This window comes from Pseudomonas oryziphila, assembly GCF_003940825.1.
In the GTDB taxonomy this organism is placed as follows: domain Bacteria; phylum Pseudomonadota; class Gammaproteobacteria; order Pseudomonadales; family Pseudomonadaceae; genus Aquipseudomonas; species Aquipseudomonas sichuanensis.
On record NZ_CP034338.1, the window covers coordinates 5,490,832 to 5,516,718 of the forward strand.

A 25,887-nucleotide genomic window follows, 5' to 3' on the forward strand; every position below is an offset into this window, starting at 1 on the left:
TTCAGCACGGATTATGGCGATGGATGGCTTTGGAGCAAATACTCGAAGCCGACGGGCGTCACATTTCAGCGCACGGTCGCCAGTTCGTGACCACAGGCCAGGCAGTGGCTGAGCCATTCGCCGAGGAACAGGTTGAGCTGGGCCTTCTCGTCGGGCTGGTGCATCGCCGTGTTGGGGTACGGGTAGATGCTGTGCAGGCGGCGGGTATGCTCGGCGCTGACCACTTCGGCCATCCGCGCGTCGTGATACACCTGCACCTCGAGCTCGGGCACCGGCAACCACGGCAGGCTGTGCTCCTGACGCACCCGCAGGGTGGTGGTATAGGGGCAGGCCAACAGCACTTCGAGCACCAGCACGCCGAGCATCTGGTCGCCCTGGGTCATGCCGATGCGCCGCGAGCTTTGCGTGGTGCGCATCTCCGGCAGCAGGCGCATAAGGCGGGCGTAGTTGGCCTCGCAGGCCGTCTGCAGCCCGACCAGGTCGACTCGATAACGCTCGCGCAGCAGGTTCACTTCCACATACCTCGTACTTCGTCACGGTTGAGCGCCAGCCATTGCAGGCCGATGATCGTCGCGGCATTGCAGATGCGCCCGTCGCGCACCGCCTGCAGCGCATCCTCGAACGCCCACACCCGCACGCGGATATCCTCGCTCTCTTCTTCCAGGCCATGCAGGCCACCGGCCCCTTCACTGACGCAACGGCCGAGGAACAGATGAACGTATTCATCGCTGCCGCCCGGGGACGGGAAGTAGCAGGTCATCGGCCACAGCGCGCTGAAGGTAAGGCCAGCTTCTTCATCGGCCTCGCGATGGGCGACTTCTTCCGGCTGTTCGTCCTTGTCGATCAGGCCGGCCACCATCTCGATCAGCCACGGATTGGCCACCTTGCCTATGGCGCCCACCCGGAACTGCTCGATCAGCACGACTTCGTCGCGCTGCGGGTCGTAGGGCAACACGCAGACCGCGTCATGGCGCACGAACAGCTCGCGGGTGAACTCACGGCTCATGCCCCCGGCGAACAGTTCATGGCGCAGGTGCAGCTTGTCGAGCTTGTAGAAGCCCTTGAACAACTGCTCGCGCTTCGCGATCTCGACTTGGCTGGGCAGCGAATTCAACGTGTCCGTCATGCAAACTCCTCATTACCTCGTTTACCGCATCGCGCAATCCTACTCTGCGCGCCGCCCGGTTTCATCCCTTTGTGGCGACCGTTCGGGCACTCGGGACAGGCGCTACGCTCTCTGTTAGCTTAGTGGCGAACTGAAGGCCGCGCAGGCGGTCCAAGGCCGATCATCACCGTTGTGCAAGGATCATCATGACGCTAGTCAAACTGACTTCCGTGGCCGTGCTGGCAGTCGCCCTGAGCGCCTGCCAGAGCCTGTTCACGCCCAACTACCGGGCACCGCTCGAGGTCAAGCGCGACGCCTGGGAGCACGTAAAACCCGGCTGCAGCGAGAGCGACTGCCCGCTGGTGAACATCGACACCGTGCACTTCCCGGCGCTGCCCAAGCTCGACGCCATCGTTGAAAAACGCCTGCTGCAACTGACCGAGGACAACCAGCGCGGTACCCCGCCAGCCTCGCTGCAGGCCTATGAGCAGCAGTACCTGGCCCGCGCCGACAAGCGCAACAGCAGCTACCTGCAAGCCAAGGTACGCGAGCAGCATGACGGGCTGGTGATCATCGAGCTGTCCAGCTACCTCGACAGCGGCGGCGCCCACGGCATGCCCGGGCGTGGCTTCATCAACTACTCGCGCAAGCTGGACAAGGTGCTGACCCTGGACGACATGCTGGTGCCCGGCCAGAAAGAGACCTTCTGGAAGACCGTCGAGGAGTCCCACCGCGCCTGGCAGATCAGCACCGGCGTGGACAAGGACCCCGAGTTCGTCAAGACCTGGCCGTTCAAGCAGTCGCCGCACATTGCCCTGACCTACGGCGCGGTGATCGTCAAGTACGAGGTTTATGCCATCGCGCCCTACTCCATGGGCCACGTCGAGCTGAAGATCCCCTACCCGCGCCTCAACGGCGTGATCAGGCCTGAGCTGTTTCCCGGCCGCGGCTGATCGACAGCAGCCCGTGCAACACCCCTGCCAGCAGCAGTGCCGGCAGGGTCGCCCCTAGCTCCGGTGCCTGATTGGCCATGACATGGTAGGCCACCACGCCCACCGCCCAGGCCAGCAGCGCTTGCCAATGCAGCCCGTCGACCAGCGCCGGCAGGCGCCGACGGCGGACCACGAAGTGGTCCACCAGCACCACGCCGAACAGCGGCGCGAACACCGAGCCGATCAACAGCAGGAAGTTCTGGTACTGGGCCAAGGGCGCCAGCAGTGCGATCAGGGTGCACAGCACGCCGATGGCCAGCGCCAGGTGCTCGACCTTCATTTTCACCAGCAGGCCGGTTGAAACCGCTGCCGAGTGAATATCGGCAAAGGCATTCTCCGACTCATCGAGCAAGATCAGCAGCAGCGGAATACCCAGCCCGGCGCCAGCCAGGGCCAGCAGCAGTGCATTCACCTCGCCGCTCGGGGCGAAGGCCAGGGTGTAGGCCACGCCCAGGCTCATCAGCCAGGCATTGCCAATGAAGAAGCCCAGCGCGGTACCGCCGAACACCCGGCTGGCGCGCTTGCCGAAACGCGAATAGTCGGCGATCAACGGCAGCCACGACAGCGGCATGGCGATGACGATATCGAAGCCCAGCGCCAGCGACAGCGACCCGTCACCTGGGCGGCGCCACAGCTCGGCCAGGTCCGCCTTGGCGAACAGGTTCCAGGTCAGCCACAGGCAAGCGCCGAGCAGCAGCCAGATCCCCCACTTGCGCAGCACCTTGCGCACGAACGCCAGGGGCCCGCTGACCGCCAGCAGGGTGGCCAGGGCGCCAAAGCACAACGTCCACAGCAGCGGGCTGTTCCAGCCACTGTCCTCGCCGAAGGTGCGCGCGCCCAGCAGGCTCGCGGCATCGCGCATGACGATGATCTCGAACGAGCCCCAGCCCACCAGTTGCAGCAGGTTGAGCAGTGCCGGCAGGCGCGCGCCGTGGCGGCCCAGCGACAGCCGCAAGGTGGCCATGGCCGACAGGCCGGTGTCGCTGCCGATCACCCCGGCCGCCGCCAGCAGCAACACGCCCACCGCCGTGCCCAGGGTGATCGCCAGGATCGACCCGGCCAGGCCCAGGCCCGTGGCCAGCAGCCCGCCGACCTGCAGGACCATCAGGCCGATACCGAGGGAGAACCACAGCGAGAACAGGTCGCGGGCGCCGAACTGGCGGTGATGGAGGGGGACCGGGTGGTCGGGGGAGAAGTGGCTGGGTGTGGTCATGCTCGCGGCGCTCGGCAAAGGATTGGGTTGCTCCAATCGCTGGCAAGCCAGCTCCCACAAGGGCCTGATGCGGTCCCTGTGGGAGCTGGCTTGCCAGCGATGCGGTGCGCGAAGCGCACCGCCGTGGATCTGTGGATCAGACCTTCTGGTACAGCTGGCTGCCTTCCTGGCGGAACCGCTCGGCCTGCTCGCGCATGCCCTGCTCGGCCGTCACATCGACGGTGTCGATCTTCGCGGCATACTCACGCACTTCCTGGGTGATCTTCATCGAGCAGAACTTCGGCCCGCACATCGAGCAGAAGTGCGCGACCTTGGCCGACTCCTTGGGCAGCGTCTCATCGTGGAACGAGCGCGCGGTGTCCGGGTCCAGGCCGAGGTTGAACTGGTCTTCCCAGCGGAACTCGAAGCGTGCCTTGGACAGCGCGTTGTCACGGATCTGCGCGCCCGGGTGGCCCTTGGCAAGGTCGGCGGCGTGCGCGGCGATCTTGTAGGTGATGATGCCGGTCTTGACGTCATCCTTGTTCGGCAGGCCCAGGTGCTCCTTGGGCGTGACGTAGCAGAGCATGGCGCAACCGAACCAGCCGATCATCGCCGCACCGATGCCCGAAGTGATGTGGTCGTAACCCGGTGCGATGTCGGTGGTCAGCGGGCCGAGGGTGTAGAACGGCGCCTCGTCGCAGCACTCCAGCTGCTTGTCCATGTTCTCCTTGATCAGCTGCATCGGCACGTGGCCCGGGCCTTCGATCATGCATTGCACATCGTGCTTCCAGGCGATCTTGGTCAGCTCGCCGAGGGTTTCCAGCTCACCGAACTGGGCGGCGTCGTTGGCGTCGGCGATCGAGCCCGGACGCAGGCCGTCGCCCAGCGAGAAGCTGACGTCGTAGGCCTTCATGATTTCGCAGATCTCGTCGAAGTGCGTGTACAGGAAGTTCTCTTTGTGGTGCGCCAGGCACCACTTGGCCATGATCGAACCGCCGCGGCTGACGATGCCGGTGACCCGCTTGGCGGTCAGCGGCACGTAGCGCAGCAACACGCCGGCGTGGATGGTGAAGTAGTCCACGCCCTGCTCGGCCTGCTCGATCAGGGTGTCGCGGAACAGCTCCCAGGTCAGGTCTTCGGCAACGCCATTGACCTTTTCCAGGGCCTGGTAGATCGGCACGGTGCCGATCGGTACCGGCGAATTGCGGATGATCCACTCGCGGGTTTCGTGAATGTGCTTGCCGGTGGACAGGTCCATGACCGTGTCCGAACCCCAGCGGATGCCCCAGGTCAGCTTGGCCACTTCTTCCTCGATCGAGGAGCCCAGAGCGCTGTTGCCGATGTTGCCGTTGATCTTCACCAGGAAGTTGCGGCCGATGATCATCGGCTCGAGTTCGGTGTGGTTGATGTTGGCCGGGATGATCGCGCGGCCACGGGCGATTTCTTCGCGGACGAACTCGGGGGTGATCTCTTTCGGGATGTTGGCACCGAAGCTGTGGCCGGCGTGCTGCTGGCTCAACAGGCCGGCGGCGCGGGCTTCCTGCAGCTTCATGTTCTCGCGGATGGCAACGTATTCCATCTCGGCGGTGATGATGCCCTGGCGGGCGTAGTGCATCTGCGAAACGTTGGCGCCGGGCTTGGCGCGGCGCGGGTTGCGCACATGGGCAAAGCGCAGCTTGGTCAGCTCGGCATCGTTCAGGCGCTGCTGGCCGAAGTTCGAGCTCAGGCCTTCGAGGCGCTCGGTGTCGCCACGGGCGTCGATCCACGCCGAGCGCACATCGCCCAGGCCCTTGCGCACGTCGATGACAACGTTGGGGTCGGTGTACGGGCCGGAAGTGTCATACACCAGCACCGGGGCGTTCTTTTCGCCGCCGAAGTCGGTGGGGGTGTCGTGCAGGCTGATTTCACGCATGGGCACGCGGATGTCGGGGCGCGAACCTTCGACGTAGACCTTGCGCGAATTGGGCAGGGGTTGTACGGACTGTTGGTCGACTTGGGCCGACTCGCTCAGGCTGATAATTTTTTCTTGTTTGCTCATCACAGGCTCTCCAGACAGCTTCCTAGCGGGCGGAATGTCGGGGTGAACCTGAAAGGCGCGGACGCACTCGTGGTGACGAGTGCAGTGCCGGATATGGGGTGCCATGAGCTGCATGCAGCTGTGACGATCCCGGACCTGGCACAAGAGGCTCCCGGGAAGTGAGAGCAATCTTGTTCCCTACGCAGGCGCTAACCTGATCAGGTTCAACGGGATCCGCAACTTTGCGATCTCAGCCTTTGCATCAAGGCACCCCGACAAGAACCTGCGCAGTCTAAGCTGGAGTGGTCGGCAAAGCCAAGCAGGTATTTGGGGGCATGACAAATGGCACAAACAGTGGATTGTTGATGCCGGCGCGTGGCACTACACTGGCGCACCGCTCGATACCCGACAGTACAGTAATTAAATCTTGATCAAGGATTGCCCTATGCTGCGCAAACTCTCACTGGCGATTGCCGTGTCTTGTGCGACCCACGGAGTGGCGTGGGCAGTGGATACGCCCACCACGGTCAAGACCGACCTGGTCAGCGTCTACCAGGAAGCGGTCGACAACAACGCCGACCTGGCCGCCGCCCGCGCCGACTACGGCGCCCGCCGCGAAGTGGTGCCGCAGGCCCGCGCCGGCCTGCTGCCCAACCTGTCGGCCGGTGCCGAAATGATGAACACCCGCACCAAGATCGACGACCCGTCGATCACCTCCAACCGCAGCGGCAATTCCTGGAGCGCCACCCTGGCCCAGCCGATCTTCCGCGCCGATCGCTGGTTCCAGCTGCAAGCCGCCGAAGCCGTCAACGAGCAGGCCGCGCTGGAGCTGTCGGCCACCGAGCAGAACCTGATCCTGCAAACCGCCGAGAACTACTTCAGCGTGCTGCGCGCCCAGGACAACCTGGCCTCGACCAAAGCCGAGGAAGCCGCGTTCAAGCGCCAGCTGGACCAGTCCAACGAGCGTTTCGACGTCGGCCTCTCGGACAAGACCGACGTGCTGCAATCCCAGGCCAGCTACGACACCGCCCGGGCCAACCGGATCATCGCCGAGCGCCAGGTGCAGGACGCCTTCGAGGCACTGATCACCCTGACCAACCGCCAGTACAGCTCGATCCAGGGCGTGGTCCACACCCTGCCGATACAGGTGCCGACCCCCAACGACGCCAAGGCCTGGGTCGAAACCGCCGGGCGCCAGAACCTCAACCTGCTGGCCACCAACCACGCGGTCGATGCCGCCGAAGAGACACTGCGCCAGCGCAAGGCCGGCCACGCGCCGACCCTCGATGCGGTGGCCAAGTACCAGAAGGGCGACAACGACAGCCTGGGCTTCACCAATCCCTCGCAGAACGGCATCCGTTACGGTGGCGATGTGGAGCAGACCAGCGTCGGCCTGCAGTTGAACATTCCGATCTACAGCGGCGGGCTGACCAGCTCGCAAGTGCGCGAGGCTTACCAGCGCCTGAGCCAGAGCGAGCAGCAGCGCGAGAGCCTGCGCCGCCAGGTGGTGGAGAACACCCGCAACCTGCACCGCGCGGTGAACACCGACGTGGAGCAGGTGCAGGCGCGCAAGCAGTCGATCATCTCCAACCAGAGTGCGCTGGAGGCCACCGAAATCGGCTACCAGGTGGGTACCCGCAACATCGTCGACGTGCTGGATGCCCAACGCCAGCTGTACACCTCGGTGCGCGACTACAACAACAGCCGCTATGACTACATCCTCGACAACCTGCGCCTGAAGCAGGCGGCGGGGACGTTGAGCCCGCAGGATCTGCAGGACCTGGGGCGGTACCTGAAGGCCGACTACAACCCGGACAAGGACTTCCTGCCACCGGACCTGGCGGCGGCGGCGGCGAAGAACTTCGAACGCAGGCCTTGATATCGGCGCTGGCCCCTTCGCGGGTAAACCCGCTCCCACAGGTACATCGCAAGGCTCAAGGCCAGTGGTGTACCTGTGGGAGCGGGTTTACCCGCGAAGAGGCCAGTGAGCCTGTCAGCGAATGAACTGCGCCAACCCATCCAGCAACCGCTGCAACGCGCCCTGATTGGCCTGCATCACCGCCCTGCCCGCCTCGCCCATGCGTCGGGCATCCTGCGGCAGTTCGACCAAGCGGCGCACCGCGCCGGCCAGCCCCTCGGCATCGTCCACCTGCTGCAACGCCCCCGCCTCACGCAGCATCGCGCTGATCTCGAGGAAGTTGAATACATGTGGCCCCATCAGCACCGGCAACGCCAGCGCTGCGGGCTCCAGCGGGTTGTGCCCGCCGGTGGCCACCAGGCTGCCACCGACAAAGGCAATGTCGGCCAGGGCATAGAGGAACAGCAGCTCGCCCATGGTGTCGCCCAGCAACACCTGGGTCTGGGCCTGAACCGCCTCCCCGGTGGAACGGCGCACCGTGGCGAACCCGGCGCTGCACAGGGCATGTACCGCATTGAACCGCTCGGGGTGGCGCGGCACCAGGATCAGCAGCGCATCGCCGTGCACCTGGAGCAGTTGCCGATGCGCCTCGAGGATCAGCGCATCCTCACCGTCATGGGTGCTGGCGGCGATCCACACCGGGCGCTGCGTCGCCCCCCATTGCTCGCGCAACGCCCGGGCGCGGGGCAGCAGTTGCTCATCGAGCTTAAGGTCGAACTTGATCGAACCCGTCACCTGCACGCATTCGCTGCGCGCGCCAAGGCTGCGAAAGCGCTCGGCCTCGGTCTCGGTCTGCACGGCGATCAGGCTCATTTCCTCGAGCATCGGCCGGGTCAGGCCGGCAAAGCGGGCATAACCACGCGCCGAGCGCTCGGACAACCGCGCATTGGCCAGCGCCACCGGGATGCCGCGCTTGGCGCACTGGTGGATATGGTTCGGCCACAGCTCGGTTTCCATGATGATGCCCAGCTTCGGGCGCACATGGTCGAGGAAGCGCCCGGCCGCCCATGGCAGGTCATAGGGCAGGTAGCAGTGCTGGACCCGCGGCTCGCCTTCGAACATCGCGCGGATGCGCTCCGACCCGGTCGGGGTCATGCAGGTCAGGGTGATCGGCAGGTCCGGATACTGCTTGAGCAGCGCGCGAACCAAAGGCGCGGCGGCGATGCTCTCGCCCACCGACACCGCATGCACCCAGATCCCGCCCTGCTTCAGCGGCGGTAGCTTGCAGGCGAAGCGCTCATTGATGCGCGCACGATACGCCGGCGCCTTGCGCCCGCGCAGGAACAGGCGCAGCGCGACCAGCGGCAGGCCCAGGTGAAACAGCAGGGAGTAGAGGGTTCTGTTCATGGCGGCGGAGTTTACCCGATCGCACGCAGGTGCACGGCAAAACGCTCGGCCAACCATTGCGCCGCCGGCCCCAGCGGCTCGTCACGGCGCCAGGCCAGCTCGGCCACCAGCGCGGGCGGGCGCCACTCGCTGTCCAGCTCGACCATTTGTGCCTGGTAGGTGGGGTACTGCACCACGTGGCGCGGCAACCAGGCCCAGCCCAGGCCGCGCATCAGCAGTTCGGCCATGGCGTAGAAGCTGTCGGCACGCCAGACCTGCGGGCTGATCGCCTCGCCGCCTGGGTAACCGCTCTGCTGTGGGGTGATCAGCAACTGGCGATGACGTGCCAGTTGCTGGCGGCTGACCTTGCCCTGCCCTGCCAACGGGTGGCCGATGGCGCACACGGTGACCATCTCGACGCTGCCCAGGGCGCGCCGCTCCAGCGAGGAGGGAATGCTTTCGTGGTGGAAGAACAGGCCCAGATCGGCACGTCGCTCCACCAGCTTGCGCGCCACATCGCCCTGGGCGCCGCTGGCCAGCTGCACCTCCAGGAAGGGGTAGTGGGCGGCCAGTTCGTCGAGGCTGTCGATCACCGGCTGATAGGGCATCGCCTCATCCTGGGCCACCCGCAGCAAGGCTTCCTGGCCGCGCATCAGGGCCAGCGCCCGGCCATCCAGGCGCTCGCACTGGCGCAGCAGTTCACGGGCATCTTCCAGCAGTGCCGCGCCGCTTTCGGTCAGGCGTGGCTGGCGGCCACTGCTGCGCTCGAACAGGGTCACGCCCAGGTCCGTCTCAAGCAGGGCAATGGCGGTGCTCACCGCCGATTGCGCCTTGCGCTGCTCGCGCGCCACGGCGGAGAACGAGCGCAGTTCGGCGGTGCGCACGAACAGGCGCAGTTGCTCCAGGTTCCAGTGTTCGGTCATGGCCAACCTATCTCCATTACAGATAGGTAATGACTTTACCCCATCCCAGCTTCCCCTAGAATGCCCGACCAGCAACGGAGGAAACGAACCATGAACGCCTATACCTATCTCGCCATCGCCATCTGCGCCGAAGTCATCGCCACTGCTTCCATGAAAGCGGTCAAGGGCTTGAGCACGCCGCTGCCGCTGCTGCTGATGATCTGTGGCTATGGCGTGGCGTTCTGGATGCTCACCCTGGTGGTGCGCAGCATCCCGGTGGGCATCGCCTACGCCATCTGGTCGGGGCTGGGCATCGTGCTGATCAGCGTCGCCGCGCTGGTGATCTATGGGCAGAAGCTGGATGTGCCGGCAATGCTGGGCATGGCCATGATCGTCGGCGGGGTGGTGGTGATCCAGGTATTCTCGAACACTGCCGGGCACTGAGGCCCGTCGCATTTTTTGCGTGGGAGCGGGCTTGCCCCGCGATGACGATAGCGGGGTGCCTACCTGATCGCGGGGCAAGCCCGCTCCCACGACCAGCGCCCTCGCACAGCCTGTATACTGCGCACCTGTCCCAGCTTTAGAGGTGCCCGCATGCCATCCGCCATTTCCACCGACGTGCTGATCGTCGGTGCCGGGGTCGCCGGCCTCTGGCTCAATGCCCGCCTGCGCAAGCAGGGTTATTCGACTGTGCTGGTGGAGCGCGCCAGCCTGGGCGGCGAGCAGACCATCAAGTCGCAAGGCATCATCCACGGCGGCACCAAGTACGCCCTGCACGGCGCCCTGACCGGCGCCTCCGAGGCCATCGCCGACATGCCGCGCCGCTGGCGCGAAGCCCTCGCCGGCACCGGCGAGCTGGACCTGACCGGCACCCGCCTGCTGTCCGATGCCCACTACCTCTGGTCCCCCGGCACCCTGGCCGGCAACCTCACCAGCTTCTTCGCCAGCAAGGCCGTGCGCGGCCGGGTCGACCAGGTCAAGGGCGAGCAATTGCCGCCGGCCCTGCAGGACCGCGCCTTCAAGGGCAAGGTGTACCGCCTGGCCGAACTGGTCATCGACGTCCCCAGCCTGCTGGCCAACCTGGCGCAGCTGGCCGGTGACAGCCTGCTGGCCGGCGAGCGCATCGAACCGCTGCGCGAGGGCGACGAACTGGTCGGGCTGAACGTCGATGGCCGCGAAATCCGCGCCCAGCGCATCGTCCTCAGTGCCGGTGGCGGCACCGAGGACCTGCTGCACGCCCTCGGCCTGAACCAGCCGACCATGCAGCGCCGCCCGCTGCACATGGTTCTGGCCAAAGGCCCGAACCTCAAGCCGCTGTATGCCCACTGCCTGGGCGGCGGGCCCAAGCCGCGCATCACCGTCACCACCCACCCGGCGGCCGACGGCCAGTGGGTGTGGTACCTCGGTGGCGACCTCGCCGAAGCCGACGGCGTCGCCCGCGAACCGGCCGCGCAGATTGCTGCCGCGCAAAAAGAAGTCGCCGGCCTGTTGCCCTGGGTCGATCAGAGCCTGATCCGCTGGGCCACGCTGCGCATCGACCGTGCCGAACCTGGGCAATCAGGCCTGGTGCGCCCGGACAACGCCTTCCTCGCCGAGCAGCAGCGCCTGCTGGTGGGCTGGCCGACCAAACTGGCCCTGGCGCCGGACCTGACCGACCGAGTGCTGGCCAGCCTCGAGCGCGACGGCATCCGCCCGGCCGCCCGCCCCGACCTCACCGACCTGCCGCGCCCGCCACTGGGCGTGCCGGCCTGGGAGCAACTGCTGCCATGAGCCTGCCGACCCTGCACGACCATCACCGCGCACTGGGCAGCACCGGCCTGCGCGTTTCGCCACTGGGCCTGGGCACGGTCAAGCTCGGCCGCGACCAAGGCGTGAAATACCCCAACGGTTTCACCATCCCCGACGACAACGCCGCTGCCCTGCTGCTCGCGCAAGCCCGCGAGCTGGGCATCAACCTGCTCGATACCGCGCCCGCCTATGGCCGCAGCGAAGAGCGCCTGGGCCCGCTGCTGCGTGGCCAGCGCGACGAATGGGTGATCGTCAGCAAGGTCGGTGAAGAATTCGACGACGGCCAATCGCGCTTCGACTTCAGCGCCGCGCACACCCGCCGCTCGGTGGAGCGCAGCCTCAAGCGCCTGGAAACCGACCGCATCGAGCTGGTGCTGGTGCACTCCGACGGCAACGACCTGGCGATCCTCGAGCACGAAGCGGTTTATGAAACCCTTGCCGCACTCAAGCAGGAGGGCAAGATTCTCGGCTATGGTTTCTCTGGCAAAACCGTTGCCGGTGGCCTGAAAGCCCTGGAACAGGGCGATTGCGCCATGGTCACCTACAACCTCAACGAGCAGGCGGAGCGCCCGGTGCTGGACTACGCTGCCGAGCACGGCAAGGCCATCCTGGTGAAGAAAGCCCTGGCCAGTGGTCATGTCTGCCTGGCCCCCGGGGTCGACCCGGTGCAGGCCAGCTTCGAGCTGCTGTTTGCCCACCCGGGTGTGAACAGTGCCATCGTCGGCACCATCAACCCGCTGCACCTGGCCCACAACGTGGCCACAGTCGCCCGCATCCTGGGCCGGCCCTGAGCCACCCGGGCGGGGGCCCAACGCAAGGAGGAGCCTCGTGCCGCGTACGCTGATCCGCAAGAACCCGAGCAACTTCAAGACCCTGCCGCTGCACGTCGAGGCCACCCCCGATGGCCTGACCTACCAGAGCATCGGCATGCCGCTGAACTTCGCCCAGACCCTGCAGCGGCGCAAGGCGATCCAGCTGGGCAACCCCGAACGCTTCGTGGTCGAGCTGGCCAACCTGGGCGTCTCGGTGCGCCTCACGCTGAACTGGCAGGGCCGCGACTATTGGGTGCTGGTGCGCCAGCGCCGCCAGGACCGCGGCGATGTGGTGCTCAAGCTGATTTCTGGCTATGTGCCCGCCCACGAGTTGAACCTGCCGCTACTCACCGCCATTCAGGAAGTGGCCGAGGAATGCCTGCTGGAAACCCCCGAGGGCTGGCTGGGCGGGCGCTTCAACGATACCTGGCTGCCGGCCCCCTATGCCGCCGCCCTGCACTACCGCGAAGCGCCGCCCTTCGTGCTCTCGCCCGAATCCGGCGCCGCCCGCCCGGTGCACTGTGCCAACCTGATGCTGCTGGAACGGCCACGGGCCTACGTGCACCTGCCGACGGCCTCGCTGCAGTTGATCTATGACCTGCGCCTGCAGGTACCCAGGGACGCCAAGCCGCTGAGCCTGTTCCACGTCGATGAACGGCTGGAAGGTGATCAACTGGTGGCGCGGCTGAACCGCAAGCGCCCGGACCTGTACCTGATGCCCTTGAAGGATGGCCAGCCGCTGCCTGAGCTCTACACCCTGAAGAAGGACCAGCTGCTGCCGGCGAGTACGCGTGGGGTGTGGCTGGCAGAAAGCTTTGCGCGCCAGGAGGGTTGGGTGGTGCGCGATGAGCGGGTGCGCTGGCGGGATTGGCTGAAGCAACAGGGGCTGGCGGAGCAGCGCAAGCCGGAAACGCACCTGCAGCGCTTCAGTGACAAGGCCCGTGAATTGCTCGAGCGAGCGCGGGGAACACTGCACAAATAGTCGCGGGAGCAACTGCCTTGCGCTGGCCCCCTGTAGGAGCGGCCTTGTGCCGCTCCTACAGGGGGCGTGCCGGCAATGGGCCGGTTTCAGTGCTTGCGGATCTTCTCGACGATGGCGGTGGTCGAGCTGTTCTCGACCAGCCCCAGCACCTTCACCGTACCGCCGTAGGCCTTGACGATATCGGCGCCGACCACCTGGTCGATGCCATAGTCGCCGCCCTTGACCAACACATCCGGCTTCACCTGGCGCAGCAGGTTCTCCGGGGTGTCTTCAGGGAAGCTGATCACCCAGTCCACCGCACCCAGCCCGGCCAGTACGGCCATGCGCCGGTCGACGCTGTTGATCGGCCGTCCCGGGCCTTTCAAACGACTGACCGAGGCATCGTCGTTGATCGCGACAATCAGCCTGTCGCCTTGGGCGCGCGCTTGCTCCAGGTAGGTCACGTGGCCGGCATGGAGGATGTCGAAGCAGCCATTGGTGAAGACGATCTTCTCGTTGTGCGCACGGGCATCGTCGATCGCCAGCAGCAACTGCTCCAGGCCCAGCACACCACGCTCGGAACCTTCTTCGCGCTGGATGGCCCGGCGCAGTTCCGGGGCACTGATGGCCGCCGTACCGAGCTTGCCCACCACGATGCCGGCGGCCAGGTTGGCCAAGGCGACGGCGTGGGGCAGCTCTTCACCGGCAGCGATGGCGGCGGCCAGGGTGGAGATCACGGTATCGCCGGCACCGGTGACATCGAACACTTCACGGGCCCGGGCCGGCAGATGCAAGGCCGGGTGACCGGTGCGCAGCAGGGTCATGCCGTGCTCGCCACGGGTCACCAGCAGCGCCCCCAGGTCGAGCTCGTCGAGCAGGGTGAGGCCCTTGGCGACCAGTTCGGCCTCGTCGGCACAACGGCCGACGATCGCCTCGAACTCGCTCAGGTTGGGCGTGATCAAGCTGGCGCCACGGTAGATGGAGAAATCCTTGCCCTTGGGGTCGGCCAGCACCGGAATGCCTTTGGCCCGGGCGGCCTGGATCAACGCCTGGTGGTTCTTCAGCGCGCCCTTGCCGTAGTCGGAGAGCACCAGCACCTTGATGCCTTCGAGCAGGCCGTCGACCTCGGCGCCCAGCGACAGCGCGTCGGTGGCGAAGGGTTCTTCGAAGTCGATGCGCAGCAGTTGCTGGTGACGGCTCATGACCCGCAGCTTGACGATGGTCGGCTGGTGCGCGATGCGCTGGAAGATCGAGCGCACACCGGCGGCCTGCAGGCTGTTGGCGAGGCTGTCGGCAGCCTCGTCCTGGCCGGTGACGCCGACCAGCGCGGCTGGCGCGCCCAAGGCGGCGATGTTCAACGCGACGTTGGCCGCACCGCCGGGGCGATCTTCGATCTGATCGACCTTGACCACCGGCACCGGCGCTTCAGGCGAAATACGTGAAGTACCGCCATGCCAGTAGCGGTCGAGCATGACATCGCCGACCACCAGTACCGGGGCTTGATCGAAACGCGGCATGGACAACTTCATGGGCAACCCATATGAAAAAGTGAACAGGGGCAGGATATTAGCACAGGGTCGAGGATGGCTTTACGGCCAGCTTCACTGTGGACAACTGCAGTGACAATCGGGGCCATGCAGGCCCCGATCTTTGAGGTTTCAGGTGATATCGGCGTTTTCCGGCGCATCCAGGCCCATGGCATGCAGGCGGGCATAATAGCCATTGGCCGCCAGCAGCTCGGTGTGGGTACCACGCTCCACCAGCCGCCCCTGGTCCATCACCAGGATCATGTCGGCTTTCTCGATGGTCGACAGGCGGTGGGCGATCACCAGGGTGGTACGGCCTTGCATCACATGGTCCAGGGCTGCCTGGATATGCCGCTCGGACTCGGTGTCCAGGGCCGAGGTGGCCTCGTCGAGGATCAGCAGCGGTGCGTTTTTCAGCAGCGCCCGGGCAATCGCCAGGCGCTGGCGCTGGCCGCCGGAGAGCAGTACGCCGTTCTCGCCGACTTCGGTGTCGAAGCCCTTGGGCAACTGGTCGACGAACTCCTTGGCATAGGCATCGGCAGCCGCGGCTTCGATGTCTGCGCGCGGCGCGCCGGCCAGGTCGCCGTAGGCAATGTTGTTGGCCACGGTGTCGTTGAACAGGGTGACGTGCTGGGTCACCTGCGACACGTGCCGGCGCAGGTTGCGCAAGCGGTACTCCTCGATCTCCACGCCATCGAGCAGGATCTGCCCTTCGCTGTGGTGATAGAAGCGCGGGATCAGCGCCGCCAGCGTGGACTTGCCGCTGCCGGAGCGGCCGACCAGGGCAATCATCTGCCCAGGCTCGGCGGTAAAGCTGATATCGCTGAGCACCTGGCGCTCGGTGCCGGGGTAGGTGAAGCTGAGGTTGCGCACCTCCAGGCGGCCTTCGACCCGCTCCTTCTCGACGGTGCCGGTATCGACCTCAGGTTCTTCGTCGAGCTGCTCGAAGATGCTCTCGGCACCCGCAAGGCCCTTCTGGATGGTCGAGCTGACTTCGGAAAGCTGGCGGATCGGCTTGGGCAGCAGGCCAGCAGCAGTGATGTAGGCAACCATGTCACCGGCCGACGCATCGCCACGCAGGAACAGCACCAGGAACATCAGCGCAGCCATGGCGGTGTAGATCACCAACTGCAGCATCGGCGTGTACAGCGCGCCGGTCTTGGTCATGCGCAGTTGCTTGTCGGTGTTGCTCTGGCTGGCGTTGTCGAAACGCTGCTGCTCGTAGGCCTCGCCGCCGAAACTGCGCACCACGCGGTAGCCCTGGATGGTCTCGGACGCGACGTGGGTCACGTCACCCATGGCCACCTGGATCTTCTTGCTCTGCTTGCGGAATTTCTTGCTGGCGGTACTTACCATCACCGCGATCACCGGCAGGATGGCGAGCATGACCAAGGTCAGCATCCAGTTCATCCACAACAGGTAGACGAACAGGAAGACCACGGTCAGGCCTTCGCGGATCACCACCTTGATCGCATCGGTGGCGGCACCGGTGACCATGGTCACGTTGAAGGTGATGCGCGAGATCAGGTGCCCGGAGTTGTGGTTGTCGAAATAGCGGTTGGGCAGCACCAGCAACTTGTTGAACAACTCGACCCGCAGGTCGTGCACCAGGCACAACGAAACCTTGGCCAGGAAGTAGTTGCCCAGGAACGAACCCAGGCCCTGCCAGGCCGCGATCAGGATGATCAGCAGCGGCACAGCCTGCAGCAGTTGCAGGTCGCGCAGGTAGGGCACATTGGGGAACAGCACGGCCTCTGGGTTACTCAGGCCGTCGACGAAATACTTGAGAATGCCGGCCAGCATCGGCTGGGTAGAGGCGAAGATCACGAACCCGACGATGCTCAGCAGGAAAATGCCGACGTAGGGTTTCACGTAGCCCAGCAGCCTGAAGTAGATCTTCAGGCTGGAGGAGTTCTCCGCCGGGAGCGGTGTTTCGGCCATCATCGAGCTCGCTGTTCAGGTTGAACCGGCGATTTTACCACAGGGTTGTTGCCGTTCATGTGCCCAGGGCAACAACATCACCAGCGCCACCGGCAGCCAGCTGATGAACCATTCGGCGCGCGGGGTGCCAGTCAGGCTGGCGGCGTCGAACTGCATGGCCAGGGTGGAGAACACCCAGAAGCCGAACAGGACCTTGCCGAACAGCGTGGCGCGGGCCCGCACGATCTCGCCCAGGGCGAACAGCCAGACCGCCGTCCACAACAGCATGCCGGGCAGGCCCAGCTCCACGGCGACGTGGGTGAACATGTTGTGGGTGTGGTCGAACTCAAGGCCGGCTGCATGAACGCGATAGAAGGCGCCCAGGCCGAGGCCGGTCAGCGGGTGTTCGCTGATCATCTGCATGGCCGCCTGGAAGATCTCCGGCCGATACGATGAACCCCGCTGGGTGATCAAGCTGTACATCAGGTAGAACGCAACGGCGGTCGCCAGGGCCGCCAACAGTGCGAACAGGGCGCTGCTGCGAGTGCGATGCCAGAGCGGTGCCAGGAGCACCGTCGCTACCAGCGCCAGGGCCGCACCACGGCTCTGGCTGAACACCACGAAGGCGCCCAGGCAGGCCAGCGCCAGCGCCCAAGCCAGTTGCAGGCCGCGCTGGCGCGGGTTGCTGTACAACAGCCACAGCGCCGCCGCAGCGACCACATAGCCACCTAGGATCGGGTGGGAAATCTCGCCGATACCCTCGATGCGGGTCACCAGTGGCTGGCCCTGCAGGCCGTAGAAGCGCACCACCGAAATCAGCGCCGCCAGCGCCAGCAGCCCGCCGCCCAGCATCAGCAGACGCCAGATGCGTTCGATACCCGCCTGCGCCAACAGAGGGAATGCCATCAGGAACAGCAGGATGTACACCAGCCGCTTGCCTTCGCGCGAGACATCCTCGGCGGTGGACCAGGCCAGTGTCACGGCACTCCAGGCCAACAAGCCCAGCAGCGCGAGCCACAATGCCGGCTGGCGGCGCCAAGCCTCGATGAACACCTGCCGGGCCGACCAGGCCAGGCCCAGAGTGGGCAACCACAGAAACAGGACCAGGCCCTGTTGATAAACCTTATTGCTCGGCGCCAGTGCGATCGCCGCCAGGAACCAGACAAAACCCAGCCCCAGCCAGGCCTTGGCCCAGCGCTTTTCGTACAACATCCCGTTCCCTCGTTGAAACCCTGAAACACCAGCATGGTGCTAACAGATAATTTTCGGCATTATTGCCGGTCATTTTGCCTGCCCATGAAGACAAGGCCAGAACTCATGCAATGCTCCCGGCTCTCCCAGACCGACTTCGATCGGCTGATACTCGGCGCCAAGGTGCTAGAGGCAGATAGCCATGGTGCCAAAGTCTACCTGCTTGAAGATGGAAATATCCTCAAGGTTTTTCGTCGCAAGCGTCTGATTTCATCTGCGCTGCTGCGCCCGTACTCGCAGCGCTTCATCGACAACGCCCGGCACCTGGCGCAACTGGGCTTGCCCACCCTGGAAGTGATCAGCCATTACAAGCTGCCACTGCCTGGCCGCACCGCCGTGCTGTATCGCCCACTGCCGGGCGATACCCTGCTGGGTCTCTCCCGCCAACCCGGCTTCAGCTGGGACAACCTGCTACCGCAGTTGATCGAGCTGGTCCGGCGCCTGCATCGCTCGGGTATCTACTTCCGCTCGCTGCACCTGGGCAACGTGGTGCAGACCCCCGAAGGGCTGCTGGGGCTGATCGACGTGGCCGACATGCGCTTCCTGCGCGCGCCCTTGTCATCGCGGATGGTGCGACGCAACGTGCAGCACATGGCGCGGTACATCGAGCGCGAGCAACTGGACCAGCAGTTCCCGCTCGCACAGTTCCAGGCGGCCTTGATCGGCCAGTGATGCTCAGCCCCCAAGCAGGCTTGCCGAGCCGGCCTTGAAGGCCGCCCAGCCCTGCTCGGGTGCCAGCGCCTGCCATTGCTCCCGCGCCACTGCCGCGCCATCGCGCGTGACGCAGTTGGCGATGGCCTCGGCCCAGCAGTGCTGGTCGCCGACGGGCAGATAAAAGCCCGCTTCACCCAACTGCTCACGGAACACCGGTAGGTCGCTGCAGATCACCGGTACTGCGGACAGTACCGCCTCCTGCAGCACCAGCCCCAGACCTTCCGAGCGCGAGGGCACCAGCAACCAGTCGAACGCCGGATACAGCCGCGCCAGATCGTCACGATGGCCGCAGAAACGCACGCTGTCTGCCACCCCCAGCGCCTCGGCACGAGCCTGCAAGTGCGTACGCAGCTCGCCATCCCCCAGGATTGCCAACTGCGCGCCTGGCATACGCATGCGCGCCTCGGCGAAGGCTTCTATCAGCATCGCAAAGCCTTTGCTCTCCACCAGCCGCCCCACCGCGCCCAGCACCGGCCCTCCCTCCGCCAGCCCCAGCGCCTGGCGGGCTTGCTCACGCCCCAGCAACTGCTGGCAGAAGGCGTGCGGGTCAAGGGCGATGCGCACCGTTCGCACCGGCCGCCCAAGATCCTGCTCAAGCGTGCGCGCCAGCGTGGCCGACACCGCCGCGACCTGCAGGCGCTCGGCCGGGAACTGGCGGAACAGGCGCACATCCTCGGCATTCAAGCGGGTCATACCATGGAACAGCACCGCCACCTGCACGCCGGGCAGGCGGTGCAACAGCGGCAGCAGCAGACGGGCGACGCCGACGCCATCCAGCAGCAGCACATCGGCAGCCGCCTCACGCAGCGCGCGCAGCATGCGCCAGCGCACCCAGGACAACGCCAGGCGGTGGGGCATGCGCCCCTTGAGCACCCGCGACTGCAAATGCCAGTTACGGGTTTTGCCGATTCCACCGCTCAAGCCATCGCCAAGCAACAGCCAGTTGCAGACCTGCCCCCCCACCGGGGCATGCGCCAGCAGCTGGCGGTGGACAGTGTGTACGGACATGAACGGTGAGCCACCCGACCACATCACATTGACGATATTCAACGGTATCGCGCCCCTACGGTCATACGGATGGGCCAGCCAGCTCTTCGATCAGCCGATGCGCATCAGCAATCGCTGCCAGAAGGTCAGCGGCGGATGCGGCCGCAGAGGGGGCTCCATGTGTTCGACAATACTTCGGCCAACCTGGGCAAAGCTGAAGCGCGAGGTTGCCAGCTCGCGCCCGTTGTCGGCAATACGCGCCGCCAGCGCCGGGTCGTCGCGCAGTTGCCGCAACTTGGCCTGCAGCACCGGGATGCTGTCGTACAGCACCACGCTGTGCATGTCGACCAGGCCCAGAGCACGATTCTCCTCCTCGCCCTGGTCGTATGCCAGTAGCACGCACCCGCAGGCCATAGCCTCGAAGTTCTTGATCATGTATTCGCCCATGCCGACGTCGGCACTGACGAAAAAGCGGATGCGATTGAGGGTGTTGCAGTAGTCCTCACCGGACTTGGTGCGGGTCACCACCAGGTTTTCCACCTGCCCCAGCTCGTCCAGCAGCGCCTTGCGGCCGCTGTAGGCAACGCTGTTGGTACTGCCTACGAAAGCCAGTTCGATATCGCGCTCACGCCCCTGGTCGGTCAACAGCTGCTCGTCGTAGCCCTTGGGCACGAACACGGCGTCGAAGCCCTCCTGGCGCAGGCGCTCACTGACCATGTATCCGGAGCTGATCACCCGCGCCCACGGCAGCTGCCGGTAATGCGCGCTGAACTTGCCGGTGTACTTGCAGGGGATGTAGTTCTGGTAGGCGTCGTGCTCGAGGATCACCAGGTTGGGGATGCTGCGAATGAATGCGACCTGGCGGATCTCCTGCTTGAAGCGCAGGAAGAACACGATGCGGTCATAGCGCGTGACGTCGACTTCACGCTTGAAGTAGCGGCGCAGGTTGCGCTGGTCTTCGTCGCTCACCCAACGCAGGTCGCAGTCGCAGTGGGCCGCGACGCCGTCATACAGGCGGTCGAGAATCGCCCGTTGTTCCTTCTGCACCAGAAATAGGACTTTCATTGCGTTCCTCGGGCGCTCGGCGCTATCGCGGTCATCATGGGTCAGGCTCACAGGTCGCGGCGCCAGAACAGCTCGTGCCGGCGAACGGCCTTGCGGAAAAATTCGTTCTCGCCATAGGGCGAAGGCCGGCGCCCCACCAGCCAGCGTTGCAGCAGGCGGCGCAAACGGCGTTTGAAAGCGGCCGGGGGCTGCAGGTCGTGCATCATGCCCAGGGCCATGGCTTTGTCACGCTGGGTCGCGGTGTCCAGCACCAGGCTGCAGGGCGCCCAGGCTTCACTGCTCTCCATCTGCGGCGGCAAGGCCACGCCATCACCGCTGTCGCCCATCGGCCAGCGGTCGTTGTCGTGCAGGTGGTTGGCGTAGCACAGCAAGGTTTCCGGCTGCCAGGCCAGGCCTTGCAGCGCTTCGTGCACCGCGGCCTGGGCGCAGATATGGTCGGGGTGCGGGTCGAGGGTCGGGTGCGGCATCACCAGCACTTGCGGCCTGGCCAGCTCCAGCAGTGCGCGCAGGTCGGCCAGCAGGTTGTGCCAGGTAGGCGCGCCGTCGGCATCGGCGGGCAGCGGGAACGGGTTGAAGCAGCGGAACGGGCGGGTATCGGCCATGTCCGCTTCACGCGAACCCTGTGGCTGGTCCGGCGCCGCCTGCATGGCGGGCAATTGCAGGCAGAAATAGCCCAGCTGCACGCAACGCGCTTCCGGCACACCTGCCCAACGAGGCACGGCGATACTGTCCCAGGCCCGCAGCCGGCCCTTGAGCCGCGCCGCCTCGGCCTTTTGCATACCCATCTGCTGGTAATGCTCGGCTTCGATCTCGCCAGCAGTCAGGGTAACTACCCAGGTTTCCTCGGCCTGGCTGTACAAACCATAGGCAGCCAGCTCTGCGTCGTCGGCGTGGGGCGCGATCACCATCACCCGACGCTTGCGCAACTCGATGGCCGGGGTTATCCACAGGCGCGGCGTTCCCTGCAACCGGCAATGGCGCCCGCGCAGGCGCAAGGTGCCCGCCGCCAGCGACTCGGCCAGGCCGGTCAGGTTGAGATAACGCACACCGTTGGCGCCGCGTTCGAAGGTCTGCACATCCCGCCCCGTGCCGCCCAGCAACTCGACGCGCGGATCGAGGAAGCGCCCCAGCCAGCAGCTGCTGATGCCGACCTCAAGGATCAGCGTCTCATCGCCCTGCAAGGCAGCATCGGTGCGCAGCAGATCACCTTGCAGCGTCGCGCCGGCTTCTCGGGTCTGCTCACCGAAACGGTAGGCGTAGTCTTCACCGGGGGCATAGAACAGGTGGTCGGCGAACCACGCCTCATGCGCGGCCCATAGCAGCGGCAGCAGCAACAGCGGCAGCCACCACCAACTGAACAGCCCCAGCGCGACCAGCAGCACCAGCCCGGCCAGCAGCCCTAGGCGCTTGTTGCGCCGATGGCGCTTGAGCAGTTGCTGCTTGCGGCTCACGACTGGAACACCGGCACAGGGTTGCACCAACGGTCCTTGTACTCACGGTCGGCACGGCCAAAGGAGAACCGCAGCGCTTTGCCACGGCTGTTGGCATCCTCCCAGGCGGCCTGGGTGTTGAGGAAGCTCAGCACGCTGCCGGGGCTGAACGCCTTGGTCTCAGGGTCGACGCCACCATTGACGTACTCCACGCTGATCCACTGCGGCGCCTCGACGCGGTACACCAGTTGAATGGCGATGGGGGCGTCGTTGAGGAACAGCACCGAACCGACCAGCAGCTCGCGCAGGCGCTCGACCACCTCGGCCATGTGCGCCGCACCGGTGGCCGGGAAGCCCCAGCGGCGCTGGAACAGGTCGCAGTACATGGCGGCGATCTGCGCCGAGGTGAAGTCAGCGATCGGCCGCACTTGCCCACCCGCCTCTTCCAGCAGGCGCAGCTCGCGGCGCTGGTTGTAGCGGAACTTCTTCGACAGATCCTCATGCGCGCGGGCCATGGCCAACTGCTCGGGCTGCGCCTTCAGGCCGCTGAAGCGGCCCTGGTTGAGCTCCGACAGGTAGCGCCCGGCATGGCGCAGCGGCGCGGCCGCATCGGCGGCGGCCGGCAGGATGATCTCGGCATTGCCCAGGTCGAACAGGCCCTTCTTGCCATGGCGCTTGAGCACGTCCTTGGACAGCGCCAGGTGGCGCCCCCACACCGGCAAGGCGGCCTTGATCTCACCACCCTGTGGATAACCGAGGTAACGCACCGGGATCTGCGCCAAGTCGGCCAACTGCTCGATCACCCGCGGATGGGTGGCGACACTGCCACCGAAACGCTGCCAGGCCTCGTTGTAAGCAGCCGCATCGATGACCTGCCAGCCGCGCTCGCGCCAGCCCTGGATAAAGTTGAGCATCAGGCCTCCGCAACCAGTGCACGGACTTGCGGCAGTTGCCAGAAGGTTTCGCGTACCGCCCGATCACTGAACCGCTCACCCAGGCGCTGCAGCATGTGCTGCGCACAGGCAGCCTGCTGCTGCGGGTCCAGCCCGGCCAGGTGCTTCAGGCCCTGGGCCAGCTGCGCGGTATCACCCAGCGGGAACAACACGCCAACACCTTCGACCACTTCGCGCGCACCGCCGCAGGCCGTGGCCAGCAGCGGTACGCCGGCGACCATGGCTTCGAGCAGGACCATGCCGAACGGCTCATGGTCGGAACTCAACGCAAAGACATCGAACACCTTGAAATAACGACGGGCATCCGGCACCTGGCCGAGGAAGTCGACCTGCGCGGCAATCCCCAACTCGGCGGCCAGCGCCTTGAGGTTCGACTCCAGGCGGCCCTTGCCCAGGATCGCCAGGCGCGCTCCGGCCGGCAGCCCCGGCAGTGCCTCGGCAAAGCCGCGCAGCAGGGTGGCCTGGTCCTTGTCCGGGTGCAGGCGGCCGACATTGCCGACCACCCAGGCCTGCTCGTCGAGCCCCAGGGCCCGGCGCGCCTCGGTGCGTGGCACCAGGCTGGCCTGCAGCGCCTCGACATCGATGCGGTTGTAGAGGGTCTGGATACGCTCGGCGGGCCACTGCGCCAGGCAGCGGCGCATATCGTCACGCACGGCGTCCGATACCCCGAGCAGGCTCAGTCGCTGACGGAACAGGTTGGCGAACAACCGCCGGCCCTTGCGCTGGTAGTCGCCAAAGGCATGGTGCACACCGATCACCGGCAAACCGGTGCCCAGCAACGCCACGTAGATCGGCTTGAAGCGGTGGGCGATGCAGAAACTGAAATTGCGCTGCGCGGCGATCTTGCGCAGCGCAGCGATGGCGCCCAGCTTCAGGCCGCGCACGGCCTTGGAGCTGAACTCCAGGAACAGCACCTCGTCCGAGGCGCAGCCCGCCGCTACTTTCGCGTTGGCTGCCCCGGTGAGGAACACGGTGGTGACCTTGTAGCCGCTGCCCTGGAACAGGCTGGCGTATTGACGGGCACAGTCGAGGAACGGCCCGTCATAGCCATGGCAGAACTGCAGGATCCGCGGTTCAGAGCGGCTGGTCATAAGGCGCCGCGCCGTCCTTGACCACCAGGATGTCCTCCATGATCAGGTACTGCAGGTCCGAGCCGAAGAACATGTTCAGGGCATCGGTCGGCGAGCAGATCATCGGTTCGCCACGGCGGTTGAGCGAGGTGTTCAGCGACACGCCGTTGCCGGTGAGGTTTTCCAGCGCCTTCATCATGTCGTAGTAGCGCGGGTTGTACTCGCGCTTGAGCACCTGGGCACGGGAGGTACCGTCCTCGTGGACCACTTCCGGCACGCGGGTCTTCCACTCTTCAGCCACTTCGAAGGTGAAGGTCATGAACGGCGCAGGGTGGTCGATCTTGATCATCTGCGGCGCGACGGTGTCGAGCATCGACGGGCAGAAAGGCCTCCAGCGCTCGCGGAACTTGATCTGGTGGTTGATGCGGTCGGCCACGCCCGGCACGCTCGGGCAACCGATGATCGAACGACCACCCAGGGCACGCGGGCCGAACTCCATGCGGCCCTGGAACCAGGCCACCGGGTTGCCGTCGACCATGATCTTGGCGATCTGCTCGGGCATGTTCTCGAGCTTGCGCCAGACAGGCTTGCTCGGGTGACGGGCGCAGGCGGCGATCACGTCTTCATTGGAGTACGCAGGGCCGAGGTAGACGTGTTCCATCTTCTCGACCGGCACGCCACGGGCGTGGGACACATAGGCCGCCGCACCGACCGCGGTACCGGCGTCGCCGGACGCCGGCTGCACGAACAGCTCCTTGACGTCCGGGCGGGCGATGATTTTCTGGTTCAGCTTGACGTTCAGCGCGCAGCCGCCGGCGAAGGCCAGCTTGCCGGTTTCTTTCAGCGTGTCGCCCAGGTAGTGGTCGATCATCTGCAGGGCCAGCTTCTCGAACAGCGCCTGCATGCTCGCCGCGTAGTGGATGTACGGCTCGTCGGCGATGTCGCCTTCGCGTTTCGGGCCCAGCCACTCGATCAGCTTGGGCGAGAAGTAGAAGCCCTTGCCCTTCTCTTTATAGCGGCGCAGGCCGATGACGTTGGCGTACTCGGTGTTGATCACCAGTTCGCCGTTTTCAAAGCTGGCCAGGCGCGAGAAGTCGTATTTGCTGGCGTCGCCGTACGGCGCCATGCCCATGACCTTGAACTCGCCGTCGAGCATCTCGAAACCGAGGAACTCGGTGATCGCGCCATACAGGCCACCCAGCGAATCCGGGTCGAAGAACTCCTTGATCTTGTGGATCTTGCCGTTCTCGCCATAACCGAAGAAGGTGGTGGCGTACTCGCCCTTGCCGTCGATCCCGAGGATCGCGGTCTTCTCCTTGAAGCCCGAGCAGTGGTAGGCACTGGAAGCGTGGGCCAGGTGGTGCTCGACCGGCTCGATCTTGATCTTCTTCGGGTCGAAGCCCAGTTGCTCCAGGCACCAGACGATCTTCTTGCGGTAGCGCTTGTAGCGGCGATTGCCCATCAGCAGCGCGTCGAGGGCGCGGTCCGGGGCGTACCAGTAGCGCTTGGCGTAGTGCCAGCGGGCCTTGCCGAACAGGCTGATCGGGGCGAAGGGAATGGCCACCACATCAACGTCCGACGGCTTGATGCCGGCCTGCTCCAGGCAGAACTTCGCCGACTCGTAGGGCATGCGGTTCTTCGCATGCTTGTCACGCACGAAGCGCTCTTCTTCGGCGGCGGCAATCAGCTTGCCGTCGATGTACAGGGCCGCGGAAGGGTCATGGCTAAGGGCGCCGGACAGGCCAAGAATCGTCAGTGCCAAGGGGTTAGCCTCTCAAATCGGTAGAAGTGCGCCACCGGCCACGCAGGCGGGCGACGGCTAAAGGGGCGGGATTATAACGCAAAGATCAGGGACACACCGCCCCCTTGTAGGAGCGGGTTTACCCGCGAACACCGGCGCAGCCGGTGCCATGCACCGCGTTGCCTTCTTCGCGGGTAAACCCGCTCCCACAGGGCCT

22 protein-coding genes and 1 riboswitch are annotated in these 25,887 nt (G+C 65.6%); of the genes, 7 read left to right on the forward strand and 15 right to left on the reverse strand.

All coding sequences use genetic code 11. The features are described from left to right. Positions 1 to 65: 65 nt before the first annotated feature. Both EJA05_RS25585 and EJA05_RS25590 read right to left on the reverse strand, forming a co-directional pair. Positions 66 to 518, reverse strand: coding sequence for a DUF1249 domain-containing protein (locus EJA05_RS25585; protein ID WP_110996469.1), 453 nt, complete (start codon positions 516 to 518; stop codon positions 66 to 68). Then, positions 509 to 1,126, reverse strand: coding sequence for an NUDIX domain-containing protein (locus EJA05_RS25590; RefSeq protein WP_125860684.1), 618 nt, complete (start codon positions 1,124 to 1,126; stop codon positions 509 to 511). Before EJA05_RS25590 ends, EJA05_RS25585 begins: the two co-directional genes overlap by 10 nt. 185 nt (positions 1,127 to 1,311) lie before the next feature. Here EJA05_RS25590 and EJA05_RS25595 point away from each other — a divergent pair, with 185 nt between their 5' ends. Further along, entirely contained in the window at positions 1,312 to 2,058 is a 747-nt protein-coding gene (locus tag EJA05_RS25595) for an RsiV family protein (RefSeq protein ID WP_125860686.1), read from the forward strand. On the opposite strand, the gene cytX is transcribed toward EJA05_RS25595, so the two are convergent. Then, positions 2,027 to 3,310, reverse strand: a complete 1,284-nt coding sequence (cytX, locus tag EJA05_RS25600) for a putative hydroxymethylpyrimidine transporter CytX (protein ID WP_125465777.1) — start codon at positions 3,308 to 3,310, stop codon at positions 2,027 to 2,029. The genes EJA05_RS25595 and cytX overlap by 32 nt on opposite strands. A 136-nt stretch (positions 3,311 to 3,446) precedes the next feature. Next, the gene (gene thiC / locus EJA05_RS25605) at positions 3,447 to 5,327 is read right to left on the reverse strand and encodes a phosphomethylpyrimidine synthase ThiC (RefSeq protein WP_110995819.1); all 1,881 of its coding nucleotides are present in this window, start codon (positions 5,325 to 5,327) and stop codon (positions 3,447 to 3,449) included. A 157-nt stretch (positions 5,328 to 5,484) separates the two neighbouring features. Then, a riboswitch (TPP riboswitch) is annotated at positions 5,485 to 5,591 on the reverse strand. 160 nt (positions 5,592 to 5,751) lie between these two features. On the opposite strand from thiC, the gene EJA05_RS25610 reads away from it, so the two are divergent. Next, positions 5,752 to 7,185: a TolC family outer membrane protein gene (locus EJA05_RS25610; protein ID WP_125465779.1), complete on the forward strand. Its 1,434-nt coding sequence runs from the start codon at positions 5,752 to 5,754 to the stop codon at positions 7,183 to 7,185. Positions 7,186 to 7,299: 114 nt separating this feature from the next. Here the strand turns inward: EJA05_RS25610 and waaA are convergent, their stop codons facing one another. Then, on the reverse strand, positions 7,300 to 8,571 hold the full coding sequence (waaA, locus tag EJA05_RS25615; protein ID WP_125860688.1) for a lipid IV(A) 3-deoxy-D-manno-octulosonic acid transferase: 1,272 nt from the start codon (positions 8,569 to 8,571) through the stop codon (positions 7,300 to 7,302). Positions 8,572 to 8,582: 11 nt separating this feature from the next. Then, positions 8,583 to 9,473, reverse strand: a complete 891-nt coding sequence (locus EJA05_RS25620) for a LysR family transcriptional regulator (RefSeq protein WP_125860690.1) — start codon at positions 9,471 to 9,473, stop codon at positions 8,583 to 8,585. Between the two features lie 90 nt (positions 9,474 to 9,563). Between EJA05_RS25620 and EJA05_RS25625 the strand changes: the two genes are divergently transcribed. The 4 genes from EJA05_RS25625 to EJA05_RS25640 all read left to right on the forward strand — a co-directional run bounded on the left by EJA05_RS25625 (position 9,564) and on the right by EJA05_RS25640 (position 13,034). Continuing rightward, positions 9,564 to 9,896: a DMT family transporter gene (locus tag EJA05_RS25625; protein WP_011535981.1), complete on the forward strand. Its 333-nt coding sequence runs from the start codon at positions 9,564 to 9,566 to the stop codon at positions 9,894 to 9,896. Between the two features lie 150 nt (positions 9,897 to 10,046). Continuing rightward, entirely contained in the window at positions 10,047 to 11,222 is a 1,176-nt protein-coding gene (locus tag EJA05_RS25630) for an NAD(P)/FAD-dependent oxidoreductase (RefSeq protein ID WP_125465782.1), read from the forward strand. Next, the gene (locus EJA05_RS25635) at positions 11,219 to 12,031 is read left to right on the forward strand and encodes an aldo/keto reductase (RefSeq protein ID WP_125860692.1); all 813 of its coding nucleotides are present in this window, start codon (positions 11,219 to 11,221) and stop codon (positions 12,029 to 12,031) included. The genes EJA05_RS25630 and EJA05_RS25635 overlap by 4 nt, the downstream gene beginning before the upstream one ends. Before the next feature lie 37 nt (positions 12,032 to 12,068). Beyond that, positions 12,069 to 13,034 carry a metal ABC transporter ATPase gene (locus EJA05_RS25640; protein ID WP_125860694.1) on the forward strand — a complete coding sequence of 322 codons (966 nt, stop codon included), beginning with the start codon at positions 12,069 to 12,071 and terminating at the stop codon, positions 13,032 to 13,034. An 86-nt stretch (positions 13,035 to 13,120) separates the two neighbouring features. Here the strand turns inward: EJA05_RS25640 and hldE are convergent, their stop codons facing one another. The 3 genes from hldE to EJA05_RS25655 form a co-directional block, all read right to left on the reverse strand. Then, positions 13,121 to 14,542: a bifunctional D-glycero-beta-D-manno-heptose-7-phosphate kinase/D-glycero-beta-D-manno-heptose 1-phosphate adenylyltransferase HldE gene (hldE, locus tag EJA05_RS25645; protein WP_110995812.1), complete on the reverse strand. Its 1,422-nt coding sequence runs from the start codon at positions 14,540 to 14,542 to the stop codon at positions 13,121 to 13,123. Positions 14,543 to 14,671: 129 nt separating this feature from the next. Continuing rightward, positions 14,672 to 16,480, reverse strand: a complete 1,809-nt coding sequence (gene msbA, locus EJA05_RS25650; protein ID WP_125861433.1) for a lipid A export permease/ATP-binding protein MsbA — start codon at positions 16,478 to 16,480, stop codon at positions 14,672 to 14,674. 15 nt (positions 16,481 to 16,495) lie between these two features. Then, the gene (locus EJA05_RS25655; protein ID WP_125860696.1) at positions 16,496 to 17,671 is read right to left on the reverse strand and encodes an O-antigen ligase family protein; all 1,176 of its coding nucleotides are present in this window, start codon (positions 17,669 to 17,671) and stop codon (positions 16,496 to 16,498) included. Positions 17,672 to 17,776: 105 nt separating this feature from the next. Here EJA05_RS25655 and EJA05_RS25660 point away from each other — a divergent pair, with 105 nt between their 5' ends. Beyond that, the gene (locus EJA05_RS25660; RefSeq protein ID WP_110995810.1) at positions 17,777 to 18,382 is read left to right on the forward strand and encodes a BUD32 family EKC/KEOPS complex subunit; all 606 of its coding nucleotides are present in this window, start codon (positions 17,777 to 17,779) and stop codon (positions 18,380 to 18,382) included. A gap of 3 nt (positions 18,383 to 18,385) precedes the next feature. Here the strand turns inward: EJA05_RS25660 and EJA05_RS25665 are convergent, their stop codons facing one another. From EJA05_RS25665 to EJA05_RS25690, 6 genes are read right to left on the reverse strand one after another with little or no spacing between them, the layout of a single operon-like run. Next, positions 18,386 to 19,474 (reverse strand): glycosyltransferase, encoded by a 1,089-nt coding sequence (locus EJA05_RS25665; protein ID WP_125860698.1) that lies wholly within the window; start codon positions 19,472 to 19,474, stop codon positions 18,386 to 18,388. 48 nt (positions 19,475 to 19,522) lie between these two features. Beyond that, entirely contained in the window at positions 19,523 to 20,476 is a 954-nt protein-coding gene (locus EJA05_RS25670; RefSeq protein WP_125860700.1) for a glycosyltransferase family protein, read from the reverse strand. A gap of 47 nt (positions 20,477 to 20,523) precedes the next feature. Beyond that, positions 20,524 to 21,927, reverse strand: coding sequence for a PIG-L deacetylase family protein (locus EJA05_RS25675; RefSeq protein ID WP_125860702.1), 1,404 nt, complete (start codon positions 21,925 to 21,927; stop codon positions 20,524 to 20,526). Beyond that, positions 21,924 to 22,820, reverse strand: coding sequence for an antimicrobial resistance protein Mig-14 (locus EJA05_RS25680; RefSeq protein ID WP_125860704.1), 897 nt, complete (start codon positions 22,818 to 22,820; stop codon positions 21,924 to 21,926). Before EJA05_RS25680 ends, EJA05_RS25675 begins: the two co-directional genes overlap by 4 nt. Continuing rightward, positions 22,820 to 23,950, reverse strand: a complete 1,131-nt coding sequence (locus EJA05_RS25685; protein WP_125860706.1) for a glycosyltransferase — start codon at positions 23,948 to 23,950, stop codon at positions 22,820 to 22,822. The genes EJA05_RS25680 and EJA05_RS25685 overlap by 1 nt, the downstream gene beginning before the upstream one ends. After that, positions 23,934 to 25,691, reverse strand: coding sequence for a carbamoyltransferase family protein (locus tag EJA05_RS25690; RefSeq protein WP_110995804.1), 1,758 nt, complete (start codon positions 25,689 to 25,691; stop codon positions 23,934 to 23,936). The genes EJA05_RS25685 and EJA05_RS25690 overlap by 17 nt, the downstream gene beginning before the upstream one ends. Positions 25,692 to 25,887 lie beyond the last annotated feature (196 nt).

Excerpts from the sequence above, each read along its gene's own strand:
- EJA05_RS25590 (WP_125860684.1), bottom strand. The coding sequence starts at position 1,126 with ATGACGGACACGTTGAATTCGCTGCCCAGCCAAGTCGAGATCGCGAAG.
- EJA05_RS25595 (WP_125860686.1), top strand. The coding sequence starts at position 1,312 with ATGACGCTAGTCAAACTGACTTCCGTGGCCGTGCTGGCAGTCGCCCTG.
- cytX (WP_125465777.1), bottom strand. The coding sequence starts at position 3,310 with ATGACCACACCCAGCCACTTCTCCCCCGACCACCCGGTCCCCCTCCAT.
- thiC (WP_110995819.1), bottom strand. The coding sequence starts at position 5,327 with ATGAGCAAACAAGAAAAAATTATCAGCCTGAGCGAGTCGGCCCAAGTC.
- EJA05_RS25610 (WP_125465779.1), top strand. The coding sequence starts at position 5,752 with ATGCTGCGCAAACTCTCACTGGCGATTGCCGTGTCTTGTGCGACCCAC.
- waaA (WP_125860688.1), bottom strand. The coding sequence starts at position 8,571 with ATGAACAGAACCCTCTACTCCCTGCTGTTTCACCTGGGCCTGCCGCTG.
- EJA05_RS25620 (WP_125860690.1), bottom strand. The coding sequence starts at position 9,473 with ATGACCGAACACTGGAACCTGGAGCAACTGCGCCTGTTCGTGCGCACC.
- EJA05_RS25625 (WP_011535981.1), top strand. The coding sequence starts at position 9,564 with ATGAACGCCTATACCTATCTCGCCATCGCCATCTGCGCCGAAGTCATC.
- EJA05_RS25630 (WP_125465782.1), top strand. The coding sequence starts at position 10,047 with ATGCCATCCGCCATTTCCACCGACGTGCTGATCGTCGGTGCCGGGGTC.
- EJA05_RS25635 (WP_125860692.1), top strand. The coding sequence starts at position 11,219 with ATGAGCCTGCCGACCCTGCACGACCATCACCGCGCACTGGGCAGCACC.
- hldE (WP_110995812.1), bottom strand. The coding sequence starts at position 14,542 with ATGAAGTTGTCCATGCCGCGTTTCGATCAAGCCCCGGTACTGGTGGTC.
- msbA (WP_125861433.1), bottom strand. The coding sequence starts at position 16,480 with ATGGCCGAAACACCGCTCCCGGCGGAGAACTCCTCCAGCCTGAAGATC.
- EJA05_RS25655 (WP_125860696.1), bottom strand. The coding sequence starts at position 17,671 with ATGTTGTACGAAAAGCGCTGGGCCAAGGCCTGGCTGGGGCTGGGTTTT.
- EJA05_RS25660 (WP_110995810.1), top strand. The coding sequence starts at position 17,777 with ATGCAATGCTCCCGGCTCTCCCAGACCGACTTCGATCGGCTGATACTC.
- EJA05_RS25670 (WP_125860700.1), bottom strand. The coding sequence starts at position 20,476 with ATGAAAGTCCTATTTCTGGTGCAGAAGGAACAACGGGCGATTCTCGAC.
- EJA05_RS25680 (WP_125860704.1), bottom strand. The coding sequence starts at position 22,820 with ATGCTCAACTTTATCCAGGGCTGGCGCGAGCGCGGCTGGCAGGTCATC.
- EJA05_RS25685 (WP_125860706.1), bottom strand. The coding sequence starts at position 23,950 with ATGACCAGCCGCTCTGAACCGCGGATCCTGCAGTTCTGCCATGGCTAT.